We start from the raw sequence: 15,372 nt of genomic DNA on the forward strand, positions 1-15,372 counted from the left end.
AAGGGCTCAGGACTCCTTGACGGCGATGGTCTCCACCGTGTTCGCCACGTGCTCGAACGCGTCCGCCGCCTCCTCCAGCACGTCCACGATCTGCTTGAGCTTCAGCACCTCGATCGCGTCGTACTTGCCGTTGAAGAGGTGCGCGAGCAGCTTGCGGTGGATCTGGTCCGCCTGGTTCTCGAGACGGTTGACCTCGATCCAGTACTCGGTGAGGTTGTCCATCGTGCGCAGGTTGGGCATGGCCTCGGCGGTGAGCTCCGCCGCCCGTGCCAGCACCTCGATCTGCTGCTCGACGCCCTTGGGCAGCTCCTCCACGTTGTAGAGGACGACCAGGTCGACGGCCTCCTCCATGAAGTCCATGATGTCGTCCAGGGAGCCGGCGAGGGTGTAGATGTCCTCGCGGTCGAACGGCGTGATGAAGGAGGAGTTCAGCTGGTGGAAGATCGCGTGCGTGGCGTCGTCACCTGCGTGTTCCGCGGCCCGCATACGCTCTGCGATCTCGGCCCGGGCGGAGGTGTCCGCCCCGAGCAGTTCCATCAGGAGCTTCGAGCCCGTGACGATGTTGTCCGCGGAGGCGGCGAACATGTCGTAGAAGCTCGTCTCCCTGGGGGTCAGACGAAAGCGCACAAGGGGTCCTCGGGGTGCATCGGTTTTCGGTCAGGCTGATGCTAAGTGCATCATCCGGCCACGGCTAATGGGCCGTCCCCCAGTGTCGCCCATCGGGCAGAGTGGTCGGCACGGGGGCCAGGGACGGCCCGTTCCACGGCATTGGCCAAGGGCCCTATACCCAGCAAAGTTCGGTACCATATACCCACCAGGGGTATCTGTCCGCATGTCTTGCAGGAGGACGCGATGACGACCACCGAGTCCGGCGCGACGGCGCCCTCCGAGAACGGCACGCAGAGCACGCAGCACGCCACGCACGGCTACCACAAGCAGAAGGACGAGCACCTCAAGCGCCTGCGCCGGATCGAGGGCCAGATCCGCGGCCTGCAGCGCATGGTCGACGAGGACGTCTACTGCATCGACATACTCACGCAGGTGTCCGCCTCCACCAAGGCGCTGCAGTCCTTCGCGCTGCAGCTGCTGGAGGAGCACCTGCGGCACTGCGTCGCCGACGCGGCCCTGAGGGGCGGCGACGAGATCGACGCGAAGGTCGACGAGGCGACGAAGGCCATCGCCCGGATGCTGCGCACGTGACGCACCCCACGCCGGCAGCCCCGGCTCAGCCGCCGGAGGCGTCCCGCTCCTCGGCGACTTTCAGCACCTCGTCGATGCTCTCCAGGCTGAGCCGCTCCTCCGCGGCCGAGGCCGCGATGATCAGCTCTCCGCACAGCTCGATCTCGGCGAGGGCCACGTGGTCCTGAACTGCCGTACCGCCGACCGGAGCCACGTGCATCACCTCATCTCTGCCGTTACCGACTTCCTAGAGTAGGGAGCGGCCTACACACCGCGCATGGCACGGACGGGCTAGTTCTTGACGCCCGTCACTCATCCTCAGGGCGGGTGCCGGACACCGGGTCTAGTGCTCGGCGATCCGCCCCGCGTAGATGTCCTTCGACGCCGGCAGGCGTACGTCGGCGGCGACCCCGAAATCGTAGAGGAGCGTCGTCGAGGCGACCGCGACGGTGCCCGTGTCCGCGCCGCCCACGAAGCCGAACCGGTGCTGGATCTTGCGGATGCGGCCCTGGTCGTCGAGGTAGACGTCGAACGGCACCTCCGCGCTGGCGAACCCTTTCGCCGCCGCTGCCAGGGACTCCCGTACGCCCGGCGGCGCGCCCTTCGCGGCGAACCTGAGGTCGGCCGTGCCGCGGTAGTGGCGCACCTCGGTGCCCGCCAGCTCGGTGTGGCCCAGGTAGACCGCCGTGCGCGTGCCGCGCAGCAACGCGGCCGCGGTGAACGGGTCGGTGGCGCCGCCGGTGACCAGATTGCCGTCGGACAGGCCGGCCGTGTCGACCCGCACCCACTTGTCGGCGGGGACGCCGGCGCCGCGGTTCTTCATGAACAGGGCGCCGGGAGCGAGGAGTTCGATGATGGGGCGGTGCTCGTTGGTGCCGGCCGGGTCCTGCGGCAGGGTCACCTTCAGGCGGCCCAGCCGTCTGCCGTAGTCGTACACGCCCTGGCCGCGGATGGTGACGCGGGTGCCGCCGGTGGCCATCTCCATCGACGTCGTGGCCTTGGAGGTGCCCGCCTCCTCCAGGGTCCGGCCGGCCTCCCGCAGCAGGGGGACCGGGTCAAAGGAGCGGGCATCGTCGGCGGCCGCCCCGCCGGAGCAGCCGGAGGCGCAGAGACAGCCGAGGCAGACCGCGACCCCCGCGGCAACTGCCCCGCGCCATCCGCGTCGTTGCTGGGTCATCGACTGCCTGCCCCCCAAGCGGGTACGTCCGTCACGCTTGTCCTGTCGCTGCGTTCAACGACGGGTGGGGAGGAGCCGTCACGCTCGTACGAACCCTTTACCGGGCGCGGGTAACGTTGTCGGCGTGGCGCAGGAGGAACACCGGACGACGACCGTCGAGCAGGGCCGATTCTGTTTCGCCCGGTGCGTGTGCGGATGGCGCGGGCCCGCCCGCAGAGCACGCAGCCAGGCCCGTGCGGATGCCGAGGGGCACCTGAGTCCTCAGGCGTGACGCAGGGTCGTCAGCAGTTCGTCGACGAGGCCGCGGTCGCGGTGCTGGGTCAGCCGGCTGCGGGCGGCCGCGGGGGAGAGCCACAGGATGCGGTCGACCTCGTCGGTGGGAGTGAAACCGCCCGAGGCCGCCTCGGCCGCCCAGTAGCGCACCTGCTTGGGCCGGTTCTGGGCGAAGTAGCGGACGGTCGACAGCTCGGCGCCCGGCTGCGCCGTGTAGCCCGTCTCCTCGGCCACCTCGCGCAGAGCGCCCGCGAGATGGTCCTCGCCCCGCTTGAGCTTGCCCTTGGGGTGGGACCAGTCGTCGTACTTCGGCCGGTGCACCAGGCACACCTCGAGGTCGCCGTCGACCGGGGAGCGGCGCCACAGGACGCAGCCGGCCGCATGGACGAGGAAGCCGTCGTTCTCGGGGACAGCCGTCACGTGCTCACCACCTGTTTCTGCCAGCACTGCTGGAAGGCGAACCGGGCCGCCTCGACCTCGTGGCGCTGGTCGGCGTGGAGCACGCCGAGGGCGTACGCGGTGGCCGGGGCGATGCGGGGGGTACGGGCCGCCGACGCCGCCGCTGCCGCCGCCTCGGACGCGTCGCGGTGGCGGTGCAGGGCCTGGCCGGCGGTGAGGAGGCGGACGTCGAGGGAGGCCTTGTCGCCGTAGAGGGCCTCGCGGGCGTAGCGGTGCAGGCGCAGCAGCAGGCGGACCTGGTGCCAGGGGGCGTCCTGGGGGTGGGGCGAGGGGTCGGGGGACAGGCCGTGGATGAGGGCCGCCGCGTTGTAGGGGTGGCCGGCGGTGACGAGCGGCAGGGCGGCGACGGCGTCGGTGAGGCGTTCCTCGGCGGCGATCGCCAGGGGGCGCAGGTCCGTGCCGGGGGCGGTGGCGGTGAGGGGGACCTCGCTGGCCAGGACGGCGATCGTGTCCGCGACGGCGTGGAAGCGGGAGGAGCCCAGCGCCTGCAGGGCGCTGCTGTGGGCGCGGGTCCTGGCGAGGGTGAGCTGGCGTTCGAGCAGGGCGCCCGCCTTGGCCGCGCCGACCGTCAGGTTGCCGCGGTCCGGCGTGGGGGACGGGGGGCCCGCGGCCGCGTGCGCCGCCTGCAACTGGACGGTGTCGGGGGCCCGGCCGACCGTCGCCACGCCGGACTGGGCGGGGAAGACGGCCGCCCCCGACAGCCGCTGCAGGGCCAGCAACAGCCGTTCCAGGCGGGCCGCGTAGGCGTGCTCCATCGACAACGTGCCGGACAGCCAGGCCAGTTCGGGACGCAGCCCCTCCGACCAGTCGGCGTCCAGCAGCGGCCGGTAGGTGTGCAGGCTGGCGCTGATGCGGCGCACCGAGCGGCGCAGTGCGCGCGTCGCCTCGACGGACCCCTCCGCGGTGCCCGGCGCCGTCCCGGTCTCCCGGTGCTGGCGCAACGCGCGGAGGAACTCCGTGGCCTGGGCCCGCAGGTAGCCCGCGAGGGCGTCACCTGTGGGGGCGGGCCCGGCCGTGGGGTCCGTCGGGTCAAGGTGTTGCTGTGCCACGCCGGCGCCTCCGGGCGTCTATGAGCATCTCCTGAATGTTGCGCAGGGGTTGGCCGTCCGCGTCGGTGGCGTGCCGGATCCACTCGCCGTCCGGGCCCAGGTGCCAGGACGCCGTGTTGTCGGACATGCCGGTCTCCAACAGCCGGTTCAGGGCTGCGCGGTGGGCCGGGTCGGTGACCCTGACCAGGGCCTCGATACGGCGGTCGAGGTTGCGGTGCATCATGTCGGCGCTGCCGATCCACACCTCCGGTTCGCCGCCGTTGCCGAAGGCGAAGACCCGGGAGTGCTCCAGGAAGCGGCCGAGGATCGAGCGGACCCGGATGTTGTCCGACAGGCCCGTGACGCCCGGGCGGATCGCGCAGATGCCGCGGACCCAGACGTCGACCGGGACACCCGCCTGCGACGCCCGGTACAGCGCGTCGATGAGGGCCTCGTCGACCATCGAGTTGACCTTGATGCGGATGAACGCGGGACGTCCGGCACGGTGGTGCTGGACCTCCTTGTTGATCCGGGCGATCAGGCCGTCGCGCAGGGACTTGGGGGCCACCAGCAGGCGGCGGTAGGTCTCCCGGCGCGAGTAGCCGGAAAGGCGGTTGAACAGGTCGGACAGGTCGGCGCCCACCTGGGGGTCGGCGGTGAGCAGGCCGAGGTCCTCGTACAGCCGGGCCGTCTTGGGGTGGTAGTTGCCCGTGCCGACGTGGCTGTAGCGGCGCAGGGTGTCGCCCTCCTGGCGGACCACGAGGGACAGCTTGCAGTGGGTCTTGAGCCCCACCAGGCCGTACACGACGTGGCAGCCGGCCTCCTCCAGCTTGCGCGCCCACTTGATGTTGGCGTGCTCGTCGAAGCGGGCCTTGATCTCGACCAGGACGAGGACCTGCTTGCCGGACTCGGCGGCGTCGATGAGCGCGTCGACTATGGGGGAGTCGCCGGAGGTGCGGTACAGCGTCTGCTTGATGGCGAGGACGTCCGGGTCGTTGGCCGCCTGCTCCAGGAACGCCTGCACGGAGGTGGAGAAGGAGTCGTACGGGTGGTGCAGCAGGACGTCACGGCTGCGCAGGGCGGCGAAGATGTCGGGCGCGGAGGCCGACTCGACCTCGGCGAGGTCGCGGTGGACGCCGGCGATGAACTTCTTGTACTTGAGTTCGGGCCGGTCCAGGGAGGCGATGCGGAAGAGGCCGGTGAGGTCCAGGGGGCCGGGCAGCGGGTACACCTCGGCCTCGGAGATCTTCAGCTCGCGCACCAGCAGGTCGAGGACCTCGCGGTCGATGGACTCCTCGACCTCCAGGCGCACCGGCGGCCCGAAGCGGCGCCGCATGAGCTCCTTCTCCAGGGCCTGGAGCAGGTTCTCGGCGTCGTCCTCCTCGACCTCCAGGTCCTCGTTCCTGGTCAGCCGGAAGGCGTGGTGCTCCAGGACCTCCATGCCCGGGAACAGCTCCTCCAGATGGGCGGCGATGACGTCCTCGATGGGGACGTAGCGGCCGGGGGAGCTCTCCAGGAAGCGGGACAGCAGCGGCGGCACCTTGACCCGGGCGAAGTGCCTGTGACCCGTGACGGGGTTGCGCACGACGACGGCCAGGTTCAGGGAGAGGCCGGAGATGTACGGGAAGGGGTGCGCGGGGTCGACCGCCAGCGGGGTCAGGACCGGGAAGATCTGGTGCCGGAACAGGGTGAACAGGCGGGCCTGCTCCTTCTCCGTCAGCTCGCTCCACCGGACCAGGTGGATGCCCTCCTCGGCGAGCGCCGGGGCGACGTCCTCGTGGTAGCAGGCGGCGTGCCGCGCCATCAGCTCGCGGGAGCGGGCCCAGATCATCTCCAGGACCTCGCGCGGCTGCAGGCCGGAGGCCGAACGGGTGGCGACGCCGGTGGCGATGCGGCGCTTCAGACCGGCCACCCGGACCATGAAGAACTCGTCCAGGTTGCTGGCGAAGATCGCGAGGAAGTTGGCCCGCTCGAGCAGCGGGGTGTTGGGGTCCTCGGCGAGTTCGAGCACCCGCTCGTTGAAGGCGAGCCAGCTGCGTTCCCGGTCAAGGAAACGTCCCTGCGGCAGCTGTACGCCGTCGACCGGTGTCTCCTCGTACGCGTCGAGGTCCGCGTCGATGTCGGGTTCCAGGTCGGAGACCACGGCCGCCACGGTGTGCGGGCGGTGCGCGGCTATGGAGCCCACGGAGGGCTGCGCGTGCTGGACCTGTGCCTGGGCGGTTTCTGGCTGGCTCATGAACCCATTGTTCCGCGCCCGGAGCGATACAGGCGCGTCGGAAGCAGCAGGCGGGAGCGCAGGCACGGAACGGAAGGCGTCCCCGATCCCCGCGCGCCCTTCGGGGGGCGGCGAAGGTGTGGGTACGGAGGGCGTCATTGGCCGAGCGTCGCAAGTCAGTCTGAACCGTTGGTTACGGCGACATGGCGTGCGGGATATTCGGGGGCGGCTCCCGTGCGTCGCACCCCGGCCGGGCCGGATGCGGGCCGCGGCGGGAGCCGCCCCGAGGATACGTACGTCCGTCCCTCCGCTGAAGGACGTACGTGATCGGATGCGCTCCTCGCCGGTCCGGCGGGGAGCGTGCTGTCGGTGGTGGGCAGCGGTTCGGGGCGTTTGCCCGGGCCGAAGGGCCGCGCCGGTGCGGCGGCGGGCGGAGGGGGTGCTGATCCTCGTCTGTGCGGAGGGGTCGTCGGCGGTCGGCGCTTGCCGGGGCTCGGGGGCGAGGTCGGCGCCGGCGGGCCCGCTCGCTTGACCGGACGACCAGGTGGTGCGAGGGGGCTGCGGAAGTCGAGGGGGATTGCCGTGAACCGATTCGGGGGGCCGGTGCGATGAGGGGACGTGAGTGAGACGAGAAGCGACGGGGAGCTGCTGCGGGCCGCCGCGGACGGCGACCGGCGCGCCTTCGAGGAGCTGTACCGGCGGTACGCGCCGTGGCTGACCGCCCGGCTGCGCGGCCGGTGCGCCGACGGGGGCGTGGTCGACGACGTCGTCCAGGAGACGTTCCTCGCGATCTGGCGCGGCCGGGCCCGCTACCACGAGGACGGCGATGTCGCCGGGTGGCTGTGGCGCATCGGGTCCCGGCGGCTGATCGACGCCCTGCGCGGGGACGGGGCACGGGGGCGGCTGCGGCAGGCGCTGGCGCGGCTGCGGCACCGGGACGAGGCGTCCGCCGAGGAACGCGTGCTCGCGGGGGTCGAGCACGGGGACCTCGCGGGCGCCCTCGTCCGGCTCTCCCCGGAACTGCGCGCGGTGCTGCAGGCGACGGTCATCGACGGGCTGACCACCCGCGAGGCGGCCGTCCTGCTCGGCATTCCGCCGGGCACGGTCAAGACACGGGCGATGCGCGCCCGGAAGCAACTGCGGGAGGCGCTGACATGAGCGGCCGGACGGACGAACGGGACCTGCGGCGCCGACGCGCCCGGCGAGGTCCCTTCGGCGGCACGTGTGCGCGTGCCTCGTGGGCGTGGGAGGTGGCGGCGTGACCTGGCATGTGGAGGACGACGATCTGCGGGCCTACGCGCTCGGCGAGCTGGCGGCGCCGATGCTGTGGTCCGCCGACGCGCACCTGATGGCGTGCGGCCGGTGCCGTGAGGCGCTCGCCCGGGTGGGGCAGCCCGTCGACGCCGGCTGGGAGCGGCTGGACGCCGAACTCGACGCGCCCCGGCCGGGCCTGGTCGAGCGGCTGCTGCTGCGGGCCGGCGTCGCCGACCACGTCGCCCGGCTGCTGGCGGCCACCCCCGTGCTGCGCCGCTCCTGGCTGGGGGCCGTCGTCGCGGTGCTGGCCACGTCCGTCGTGGCCGCGCAGACCGCCGGCTCGCTCACGCTGTTCCTGGCGCTCGCGCCGCTGCTGCCGCTGGCCGGGGTGGCACTGGCGTACGGGCCCGTGCTGGACCCGACGTACGAGATGGCGGTGGTCTCCCCGATGCACGGGTTCCGGCTGCTGATGATCCGCACGATCGCCGTCCTCACCGCCGGCCTCGGCCTCGACGGCCTGGCGACCCTCGCCCTGCCCGGCTACGGCCTGCGCGTCCTGACCTGGCTGCTGCCCGCGCTCGCCCTGACCTCGACCGGCCTGGCGCTGTCCGCCCGGCTCGGTCCGGTGCTCGCGCCGTCGCTGGTCGGCGGCGTCTGGGTGGCCCTGCTGTTCGCGGCAGACGCCTACAACACCACGGCGACGCTCGCGCCGTTCACCGCGCTCGGCCAGGGGGTGGCGGCGGCCGTCGCCGCGCTCGCCGGCGGGCTGCTGTTCCTCTCACGTGACCGTTTCGACCGCCTCCAGGGGAGTGCCGTATGACACCCACCGTTTCCGCCTCCGGGCTCTGCCTCCGCTACGGCGGCACCCGGGCCCTCGACGACGTGTCACTGCGGCTGACACCGGGCGTCACCGGCCTCATCGGCCCCAACGGCGCCGGAAAGACGACCCTGTTGCGGGTGCTGGCCACCGCCGTGCCCGCCGACACCGGCGCCTTCACCGTCCTCGGACACGACCCCGCCACCCCGTCCGGCCGCCAGGACGTGCGCCGCAGGCTCGGCTATCTGCCCCAGACCCCCGGCTTCCACCCGGACTTCACGCCCTTCGAGTTCGTCGACTACGTGGCCATCCTCAAGGAGCACACCGACCGCGGCGCCCGCCATCGCGAGGTGCGGCGCGTGCTGGAGCAGGTCGACCTCGGCGACGTACGCGGCAGGCGCATCAAGAAGCTGTCCGGCGGCATGCGCCAGCGGGTCGCCCTCGCGGCGTCCCTGGTCGGCGACCCCGGCTTCCTCGTCCTCGACGAGCCGACGGTCGGCCTGGACCCCGAACAGCGGATGCGGTTCCGGGAGTTGATCGCCCAGGCCGGCGAGGGCCGGACGGTGCTGCTGTCCACGCACCAGACCGAGGACGTGGCGATGCTCTGCCACCGCGTGCTGGTGATGGCCGGCGGCCGTATCCGCTTCGACGGCACCCCTGCCGAGCTGGCCGAACGCGCGGCCGGCCGGGTCTGGAGCAGCGCCGAACGCGACACCGGCGCGAAGGCGGGCTGGCGCACCGGCACCGGCTCCTTCCGCAACGTCGGCACCCCGCCGTCCGGCGCCGACCTCCTCGAACCCACCCTGGAGGACGGCTACCTGCTCACCCTCGACGACGCGGGCGCGGAGGTGGCGGCATGAGCGCGGTGCTGGAGACGACGGTCCCGCCCGTCGCCGTGCCGGAGCGGCGCCCGACGTGGGCGGACGTGATCCAGCTGGCCCGCTTCGAGGCGCGCCAGCAGCTGTGGTTCCTGCCGGTGTTCGCCACGCTGGTGCTGTACGTCGGCTACACCGTCTGGCGGTTGCTGTTCCCTCCCGACGGCATGGCCGCCTACCCGGCCCTGCAGGACGTCGACCGGGCCACCCAGACCGGGCCGCTGCTGCTGGGCATCGCGCTGTTCGTCTGCGTCAACCGCGCCGCCCTGCGCGACCGGCGGCGCGGCACCGACCGGCAGGTCGACGCGGCGCCGATGGAGCCGTGGCGGCGCACCCTCGCCCATGTCCTGTCCGTCGTCCCGTACGCGGTCCTCACCGCGCTGGTCGTCCTCGGCTCCTTCACCTGGCAGGCGCTCAAGCCCGGCGCGGTGGGCCACGGCTCACCCGCGGAGCTGGCCGTCGGCCCCCTCTGCGTCCTGCTGTTCGGCGCCCTCGGGGTCCTGGCCGCCCGCCTGATCCCGTCCTCCTTCGCCGCCCCGCTCCTGGTCGTCGGCCTGTTCGCCGGCGCCCTGTTCCTCTCGGCCGGCACGGGCGACGCACCGTGGTCCCGCTGGCTGTCGCCCGTCGTCACCGAGAACAGCGGGGACACCCTGCCCTCGGACCTGATCGGACGCCCCGCCGCCTGGCACGCCCTCTACCTCACCGGCCTGGTCCTCCTCGCGGCCCTCGGCGCCGTACTGGCGGGCGGCGGCCAGACCCGGGTCCTCAAGGCGGGCCTCGCGGGCGCGCTGGCGCTCACGCTGGCCGGCGCGGTCGCCCAGTCGGGCGGTGACACACCGCAGTTGCGGGCCGCCCGGGAGCGGGCCTCGGTCAGCCCCGAGAAGGAGCAGACCTGCGTGCGGCGCGAGGGCTCCACGTACTGCGCGTTCCCCGAGTGGACGCCCCGCACGGCCACCTGGGCGAAGGTCGTCGACGAGGTGCGGTCGCTGGCCGGCGGCGCCGCCCACACCCAGCCCCTGCTTGTACGGCAGCGCGTCGAGGCCCGCTACGGCCTGGACAGCTCCTCCGCGTTCGAGCCCTTCGCCGACCCCCACCGGGTGAGCGTCGGCGCGGCGTGGGGCGGCAACCGCGTCCCCGAGTTCTCGGCCGCCGTCGCCTCCGTGCTGGTCGCGGGCGCCGAGAAGAAGGCGGGGGACATGTGCGACGGCCGCATGGTCACGGTGATGTGGCTCGCCCTCGCCTGGCAGGACGACCCGATGCAGTCCCTGCGCAACGTGCGCCTCGACGACAGCCTGAGCGGCTCGGCGATCGTCCTGTCCCCGACGAACCCGCTGCGCATGACGGCGGCCCAGACGGACGTCGTCCGTGAACTGCTGGGCAAGCCGAAGGGCGCCGTCGAGGCCGCGGTGAAGGCGCACTGGACCGAACTGACGGCACCGAAGCTGACCACGGCCGACGCGGCCCGGCTGCTGGGGGCCGCGGTGCCCAAGGGGGGCGAGGACAAGTGCGAGAGCTGACACGGGCCGACGCGGGACGGTTGAAAGCGTGGCATCCAGTACGGGAGTCGGCGGCACCGAAGCTGACCACGGCCGACGCGGCCCGGCTGCTGGGGGCCGCGGTGCCCAAGGGGGGCGAGGACAAGTGCGAGAGCTGACACGGGCCGACGCGGGACGGTTGAAAGCGTGGCATCCAGTACGGGAGTCGGCGGCACCGAAGCTGACCACGGCCGACGCGGCCCGGCTGCTGGGGGCCGCGGTGCCCAAGGGGGGCGAGGACAAGTGCGAGAGCTGACACGGGCCGACGCGGGGCGGGGGGAAGTGCGGGGTCTGGTACGGGAGTTGGCGGGGCCCGTGTTCCGGACGCTGCCGTGGCGGGCGGTGGCCGCCGGCAGCCTGCTGGGGCTGGTGGCGGCGGCGGTTCCCCGTCTGTCGGACGGGGCGGGCGGGCCCTGGGTGGCCCTCAACCTCCTGCGGGCCGCCGTGCTGGCCCACGCCCTCGCCCTGGCCTTCCTCCTGGACGACCGGGCCCGCCACACCACGGCGGCGGTGCCGACCCGGCGCCCGCTGCGCGCCGCCCTCCGCCTCGCGCCGGTCATACCGGTCACCGCGCTGTGGTGGACGGCCGCACTCCTGCTCGTGCCGTCCTCGGTGCGCCCTCCGACGGGCGCCGTCACCCTGGAGGCGGCGGCGGCCTGTGCGCTGGCGCTGGCCGGGGCCGCACTCGCCGTCCGCCTGTCGGACGAGCCGCGGCCGGGGCAGTCGGTGGCGGGGGCGCTGCTGGTGACGGCCGTCCTGGCGGTGCTGCTCTGGCCGGACCGGTGGCCGCTGTTCGTCGCGCCGGGCGACCCCAAGTGGGCCGGAGCGCACGAGCGGTGGGCTTGGCTGCTGGCCGCGGCACTGCTGGTGCTGGGAGCGTGCCTGCCCGAGCCGACGCACGGACGGCTCCGCCACCGGCAACCCCGACGGCCCCTCACCCCGTCCGGCGCCTGAAGGCCCCTTGAGGCCGCCGGAGTCCGAGGGCCCCTTGAGGCGTCCAGCCCCTCGAAGCACCTCGGACGTCCGGCGCCTGGGGAGACCTCGTACCGTCGGTCGCCTCCAGGTGCCTCAAGTGCCCTGCCGCCTAGGGGCACCTCGGGCGTCCGGCGCCTGAGGAGACCTCGCGCCACCGGCCGCCTTCAGGCGCCTCAAGCGCCCCGCAGCCTCAAGTGCCCCGCCGCCTCAAGTGCCCCGCGCCTCAGGGTCTCTCGGGCGGGCCGCCGTCGCTCAGGTCTCCGTGCGGTACATCAGGTCCGTTTCGTACGTGACGAATCCCAGGCGCTCGTAGACGGAGACGGCGGTCTTGTTGTCGGCGTCGACGTAGAGCATCGCGTTCGGCAGTCCCTGCCCCGCCAGATGCCGCAGCCCGATCGTGGTGAGCGCCTTGCCCAGGCCGCCGCCCTGCTCGCCGGGCCGCACGCCCAGTACGTACACCTCGCCGAGGCCCTCCTCGGCGTGGACCTTCGTCCAGTGGAACCCGATGAGGTCGTCGCCGCGGAAGGCGAGGAAGAACCCGGCCGGGTCGAACCACGGCTCGGCCATGCGGTCGTCGAGGTCGCGCTGGGTGAGGGAGCCCTGCTCGGGGTGGTGGGCGAAGGCGGCGGCGTTCACCGCGAGCCACGCGGCGTCGTCCCGGCCGGGGACGAAGGCGCGGACCGTCACCTCCGGCGGCAGGACCGGGTCGGGCAGGTTCAGGCCGGTCAACGGCCGCCGCATCTGGCGCAGTTCACGGAACAGCGTCAGGCCGAGGACCTGCGCGAGGTGCCGTGCCGCCGCGTGCCCGCCGTGGGCCCACACCCGCAGCCGCTTGCCGGACGCGGCGAGCAGCGCCGTGCCCAGCGCCCGCCCGTGGCCGTGCCCGCGGTGGGCGGGGTGGACGACCAGCTCGGCGGCGGGCGCCTCGACCGGGTCGGTGTCCTCCAGCTGGGCGTAGCCCACGAGTTCGCCGTCGACCGTGAGCAGCAGGTGCGAGACGCCCTCGCGCGCGCCGCCGCGCAGCTGCAGGCGCCCCTGTTCCGACACCGCCTGCCGGCCGTCGGTCAGGGCGGCCTCGGCCAGGAGCGCGAGCACGGCCTCGGTCTGCTCGCCGGTCAGCGCGGAGTGGGTCTCGATGGAGCGGGGGCGGCCCGTGCGTGCGATGTCGTCGCTGGTCATGCGTACGAGGGTAAGGGGCGGCCGCGGCAAAGTGGCGGCACGGGACGAAGGGAACACAAAGGCAAAGCGGAGGACAAAGGGAAACCAGGATGTAACCAAGAACCCCCTGTTGTGCTACGCGCGTTGACTCTAGGCTGCGCCGGACGGAGCCGTGCCGTTCGGCGACATCCAGCAGACCCACAGGGGGGCGCATGCCAGCCACTTCCCAGCCGTATCCGCAGCGCAGACGCGCGTACCGGCTGTTCGCCGCAGCCGCCGGTCTCGCCACCGTCGGCGCCCTCGCCGCCGCGCTTCCCGCGGACGCGCACGAGAACAGGGGCGGCCACCACCCGAGCCGCTACCAGGACGTGCAACTGCTGTCCTTCAACGACCTGCACGGCAACCTGGAGCCGCCGTCGGGCTCCTCGGGCCGGGTCACCGAACTGCAGCCGGACGGCACCACGAAGACGATCGACGCGGGCGGCGTCGAGTACCTCGCGACCCACCTGCGCGAGGCCCGCCAGGGCAAGGCGTACTCCATCACCGCGGCCGGCGGCGACATGGTCGGCGCCTCCCCGCTGGTCTCGGGCCTCTTCCACGACGAACCCACCATCGAGGCGCTCAACAAGCTCGACCTGGACGTCACCTCGGTCGGCAACCACGAGTTCGACGAGGGCTCCAAGGAACTGAAGCGCCTGCAGTACGGCGGCTGCCACCCGACCGACGGCTGCTACACCGACGAGGGCTTCGAGGGCGCCGACTTCCCCTACCTCGCCGCGAACGTCCTCGACGAGAAGACGAACAGGCCGATCCTCAAGCCGTACTGGGTCTGGAAGAAGAAGGACGTCCGGATCGGCTTCATCGGCGTGACCCTGGAGGACACCCCCGGTGTCGTCTCCGCGGACGGGGTCAAGGGCCTGAAGTTCAAGGACGAGGTCGAGACCATCAACAAGTACGCCAAGGTGCTGCGGGCCCAGGGCGTGAACTCCATCGTCGCCCTGATCCACGAGGGCGGCCTGCCCGCCTCCGGCGCGTACAACTACGACTGCGACTCCTCGGGCGCCGGCGCCGGCATCTCCGGCCCGATCGTGGACATCGCGAAGAACATCACCCCGTCCGTGGACGCCCTCGTCACCGGCCACACGCACGCGGCCTACGTGTGCACGATCCCCGACCCCTCGGGCAAGCCGCGCATGGTCACCTCGGCCGCGTCCTTCGGCCGCCTCTACACCGACACCACGCTGACCTACGACCGTCTCACCGGCGACATCGTCCGGACGGCGGTGAAGTCGGCGAACCACGTGGTGACCCGGACCGTCGCCAAGGCCCCGGACATGACGGACCTGATCAGCCGCTGGAACACCCTCGCCGCCCCGGTCGGCAACCGTCCCATCGGCTACATCTCCGCCGACGTCCCCAACACCGGCACCGAGTCCCCGATGGGTGACCTGATCGCCGACGCGCAGCTCGCGTACGGCAGGAAGCTGGACCCGGAGACCGACCTGGCGCTGATGAACCCGGGCGGCGTGCGGGCCGGACTGACCTACGCCGCCAAGGGCGCCGAGGGCGACGGAGTCGTCACCTACGCCGAGGGCTTCACCGTGCAGCCGTTCTCCAACACGGTCAACCTGCAGAACTTCACCGGCGCCCAGCTGATCCAGGTGCTCAAGGAGCAGGTCAGCGGCACGAACACGGCGGCGCCGAAGATCCTCCAGCCGTCGGCGAACCTGTCGTACACCCTCGACCTGACGAAGACCGGCGCGGACCGCGTGGTCACCGACTCCATCCGGCTGAACGGCGCCGCGATCGACCCGGCCGCCACCTACCGTGTCGCCACCAACAGCTTCCTCGCGGGCGGCGGCGACGGCTTCACCACGCTCGGCCAGGGCACGGACGACCTCGTCGGCACCGACGACCTGGCGGCGCTGGCGGAGTACCTGACGGCCAACTCCTCCGCGAGCGGCCCGCTCGCGCCGCCGGCCGCCAACCGGATCACGATCGTGCAGTAGCCACCACCGCCCACCAGGGGCCCGGCGCCGAATGGCGCCGGGCCCTTTCGCTTTTAAATTCTGTGTAAGCACCGGTTCGGTTCCTGAATTGACATAAGAATCTCTCACAGCATCAACTCAGGAACCTCTCAGTGGAATTGGTCTTTTCCGCTCGCGGGAATGCCGTAGTGTTTTCCGTGTCGAAAGCGAACAGCGCTAACGACATCAGAAACAAAGCGCGTAAACAAAGAAAGGCACGGATATGAGCTTCAAGAAGATCGCCCCGGTGAAGAAGAACGACTGCAAGAAGGCCGCCCCGGCCGCCGCCCGGAAGCCGGCCCCCAAGAAGCCCGCCCCGAAGCGCCGTCCCGTCGGCCACCAGGGCTGAGACACACCGCGCGGCGGGGTCATCGGTGGGCGAACGAGCCCGCCCGGTGGC

The 15,372-nt window shown here is 72.4% G+C and carries 17 protein-coding genes; 10 read left to right on the top strand and 7 right to left on the bottom strand.

All coding sequences use genetic code 11. The features are described 5' to 3' along the window. Positions 1-6: 6 nt before the first annotated feature. Entirely contained in the window at positions 7-627 is a 621-nt protein-coding gene (locus M8J74_RS07920) for a DUF47 domain-containing protein (protein WP_058924499.1), read from the bottom strand. A gap of 225 nt (positions 628-852) precedes the next feature. Between M8J74_RS07920 and M8J74_RS07925 the strand changes: the two genes are divergently transcribed. Beyond that, positions 853-1,200 (top strand): metal-sensitive transcriptional regulator, encoded by a 348-nt coding sequence (locus M8J74_RS07925; RefSeq protein ID WP_058924500.1) that lies wholly within the window; start codon positions 853-855, stop codon positions 1,198-1,200. Positions 1,201-1,225: 25 nt separating this feature from the next. Here the strand turns inward: M8J74_RS07925 and M8J74_RS07930 are convergent, their stop codons facing one another. The 5 genes from M8J74_RS07930 to M8J74_RS07950 all read right to left on the bottom strand — a co-directional run bounded on the left by M8J74_RS07930 (position 1,226) and on the right by M8J74_RS07950 (position 6,352). Continuing rightward, positions 1,226-1,399 carry a hypothetical protein gene (locus M8J74_RS07930; protein WP_249835721.1) on the bottom strand — a complete coding sequence of 58 codons (174 nt, stop codon included), beginning with the start codon at positions 1,397-1,399 and terminating at the stop codon, positions 1,226-1,228. Between the two features lie 123 nt (positions 1,400-1,522). Next, on the bottom strand, positions 1,523-2,356 hold the full coding sequence (locus tag M8J74_RS07935) for an SCO4651 family lipoprotein (RefSeq protein WP_249835722.1): 834 nt from the start codon (positions 2,354-2,356) through the stop codon (positions 1,523-1,525). 261 nt (positions 2,357-2,617) lie between these two features. Continuing rightward, positions 2,618-3,049 carry an NUDIX hydrolase gene (locus tag M8J74_RS07940; protein ID WP_249835723.1) on the bottom strand — a complete coding sequence of 144 codons (432 nt, stop codon included), beginning with the start codon at positions 3,047-3,049 and terminating at the stop codon, positions 2,618-2,620. Next, entirely contained in the window at positions 3,046-4,137 is a 1,092-nt protein-coding gene (locus M8J74_RS07945) for a CHAD domain-containing protein (protein ID WP_249835724.1), read from the bottom strand. The genes M8J74_RS07940 and M8J74_RS07945 overlap by 4 nt, the downstream gene beginning before the upstream one ends. After that, positions 4,118-6,352, bottom strand: a complete 2,235-nt coding sequence (locus M8J74_RS07950) for an RNA degradosome polyphosphate kinase (protein WP_058924504.1) — start codon at positions 6,350-6,352, stop codon at positions 4,118-4,120. The genes M8J74_RS07945 and M8J74_RS07950 overlap by 20 nt, the downstream gene beginning before the upstream one ends. A gap of 597 nt (positions 6,353-6,949) precedes the next feature. On the opposite strand from M8J74_RS07950, the gene M8J74_RS07955 reads away from it, so the two are divergent. From M8J74_RS07955 to M8J74_RS07985, 7 genes are all read left to right on the top strand, one after another. Beyond that, the gene (locus M8J74_RS07955) at positions 6,950-7,489 is read left to right on the top strand and encodes an RNA polymerase sigma factor (RefSeq protein ID WP_058924505.1); all 540 of its coding nucleotides are present in this window, start codon (positions 6,950-6,952) and stop codon (positions 7,487-7,489) included. Between the two features lie 100 nt (positions 7,490-7,589). Next, positions 7,590-8,405 carry a zf-HC2 domain-containing protein gene (locus M8J74_RS07960; RefSeq protein WP_249835725.1) on the top strand — a complete coding sequence of 272 codons (816 nt, stop codon included), beginning with the start codon at positions 7,590-7,592 and terminating at the stop codon, positions 8,403-8,405. Continuing rightward, complete coding sequence (locus M8J74_RS07965; RefSeq protein ID WP_249835726.1) at positions 8,402-9,262, top strand: ABC transporter ATP-binding protein; 861 nt, start codon at positions 8,402-8,404, stop codon at positions 9,260-9,262. Before M8J74_RS07960 ends, M8J74_RS07965 begins: the two co-directional genes overlap by 4 nt. Beyond that, positions 9,259-10,794 (top strand): ABC transporter permease, encoded by a 1,536-nt coding sequence (locus M8J74_RS07970; RefSeq protein WP_249835727.1) that lies wholly within the window; start codon positions 9,259-9,261, stop codon positions 10,792-10,794. Before M8J74_RS07965 ends, M8J74_RS07970 begins: the two co-directional genes overlap by 4 nt. After that, on the top strand, positions 10,782-10,931 hold the full coding sequence (locus M8J74_RS07975; RefSeq protein WP_249835728.1) for a hypothetical protein: 150 nt from the start codon (positions 10,782-10,784) through the stop codon (positions 10,929-10,931). The genes M8J74_RS07970 and M8J74_RS07975 overlap by 13 nt, the downstream gene beginning before the upstream one ends. After that, positions 10,919-11,068, top strand: a complete 150-nt coding sequence (locus M8J74_RS07980) for a hypothetical protein (RefSeq protein WP_249835728.1) — start codon at positions 10,919-10,921, stop codon at positions 11,066-11,068. Before M8J74_RS07975 ends, M8J74_RS07980 begins: the two co-directional genes overlap by 13 nt. Beyond that, positions 11,056-11,766, top strand: a complete 711-nt coding sequence (locus M8J74_RS07985) for an ABC transporter (RefSeq protein ID WP_308406018.1) — start codon at positions 11,056-11,058, stop codon at positions 11,764-11,766. The genes M8J74_RS07980 and M8J74_RS07985 overlap by 13 nt, the downstream gene beginning before the upstream one ends. Before the next feature lie 273 nt (positions 11,767-12,039). On the opposite strand, the gene mshD is transcribed toward M8J74_RS07985, so the two are convergent. Continuing rightward, positions 12,040-12,966, bottom strand: a complete 927-nt coding sequence (mshD, locus tag M8J74_RS07990; RefSeq protein ID WP_249835729.1) for a mycothiol synthase — start codon at positions 12,964-12,966, stop codon at positions 12,040-12,042. A 191-nt stretch (positions 12,967-13,157) separates the two neighbouring features. Here mshD and M8J74_RS07995 point away from each other — a divergent pair, with 191 nt between their 5' ends. Next, complete coding sequence (locus M8J74_RS07995; RefSeq protein ID WP_249835730.1) at positions 13,158-14,954, top strand: bifunctional metallophosphatase/5'-nucleotidase; 1,797 nt, start codon at positions 13,158-13,160, stop codon at positions 14,952-14,954. A 241-nt stretch (positions 14,955-15,195) separates the two neighbouring features. After that, on the top strand, positions 15,196-15,321 hold the full coding sequence (locus tag M8J74_RS44440) for a hypothetical protein (RefSeq protein ID WP_267956035.1): 126 nt from the start codon (positions 15,196-15,198) through the stop codon (positions 15,319-15,321). Positions 15,322-15,372: the final 51 nt, after the last annotated feature.

This window comes from Streptomyces panaciradicis, assembly GCF_023516615.1.
Lineage (GTDB): Bacteria > Actinomycetota > Actinomycetes > Streptomycetales > Streptomycetaceae > Streptomyces > Streptomyces panaciradicis.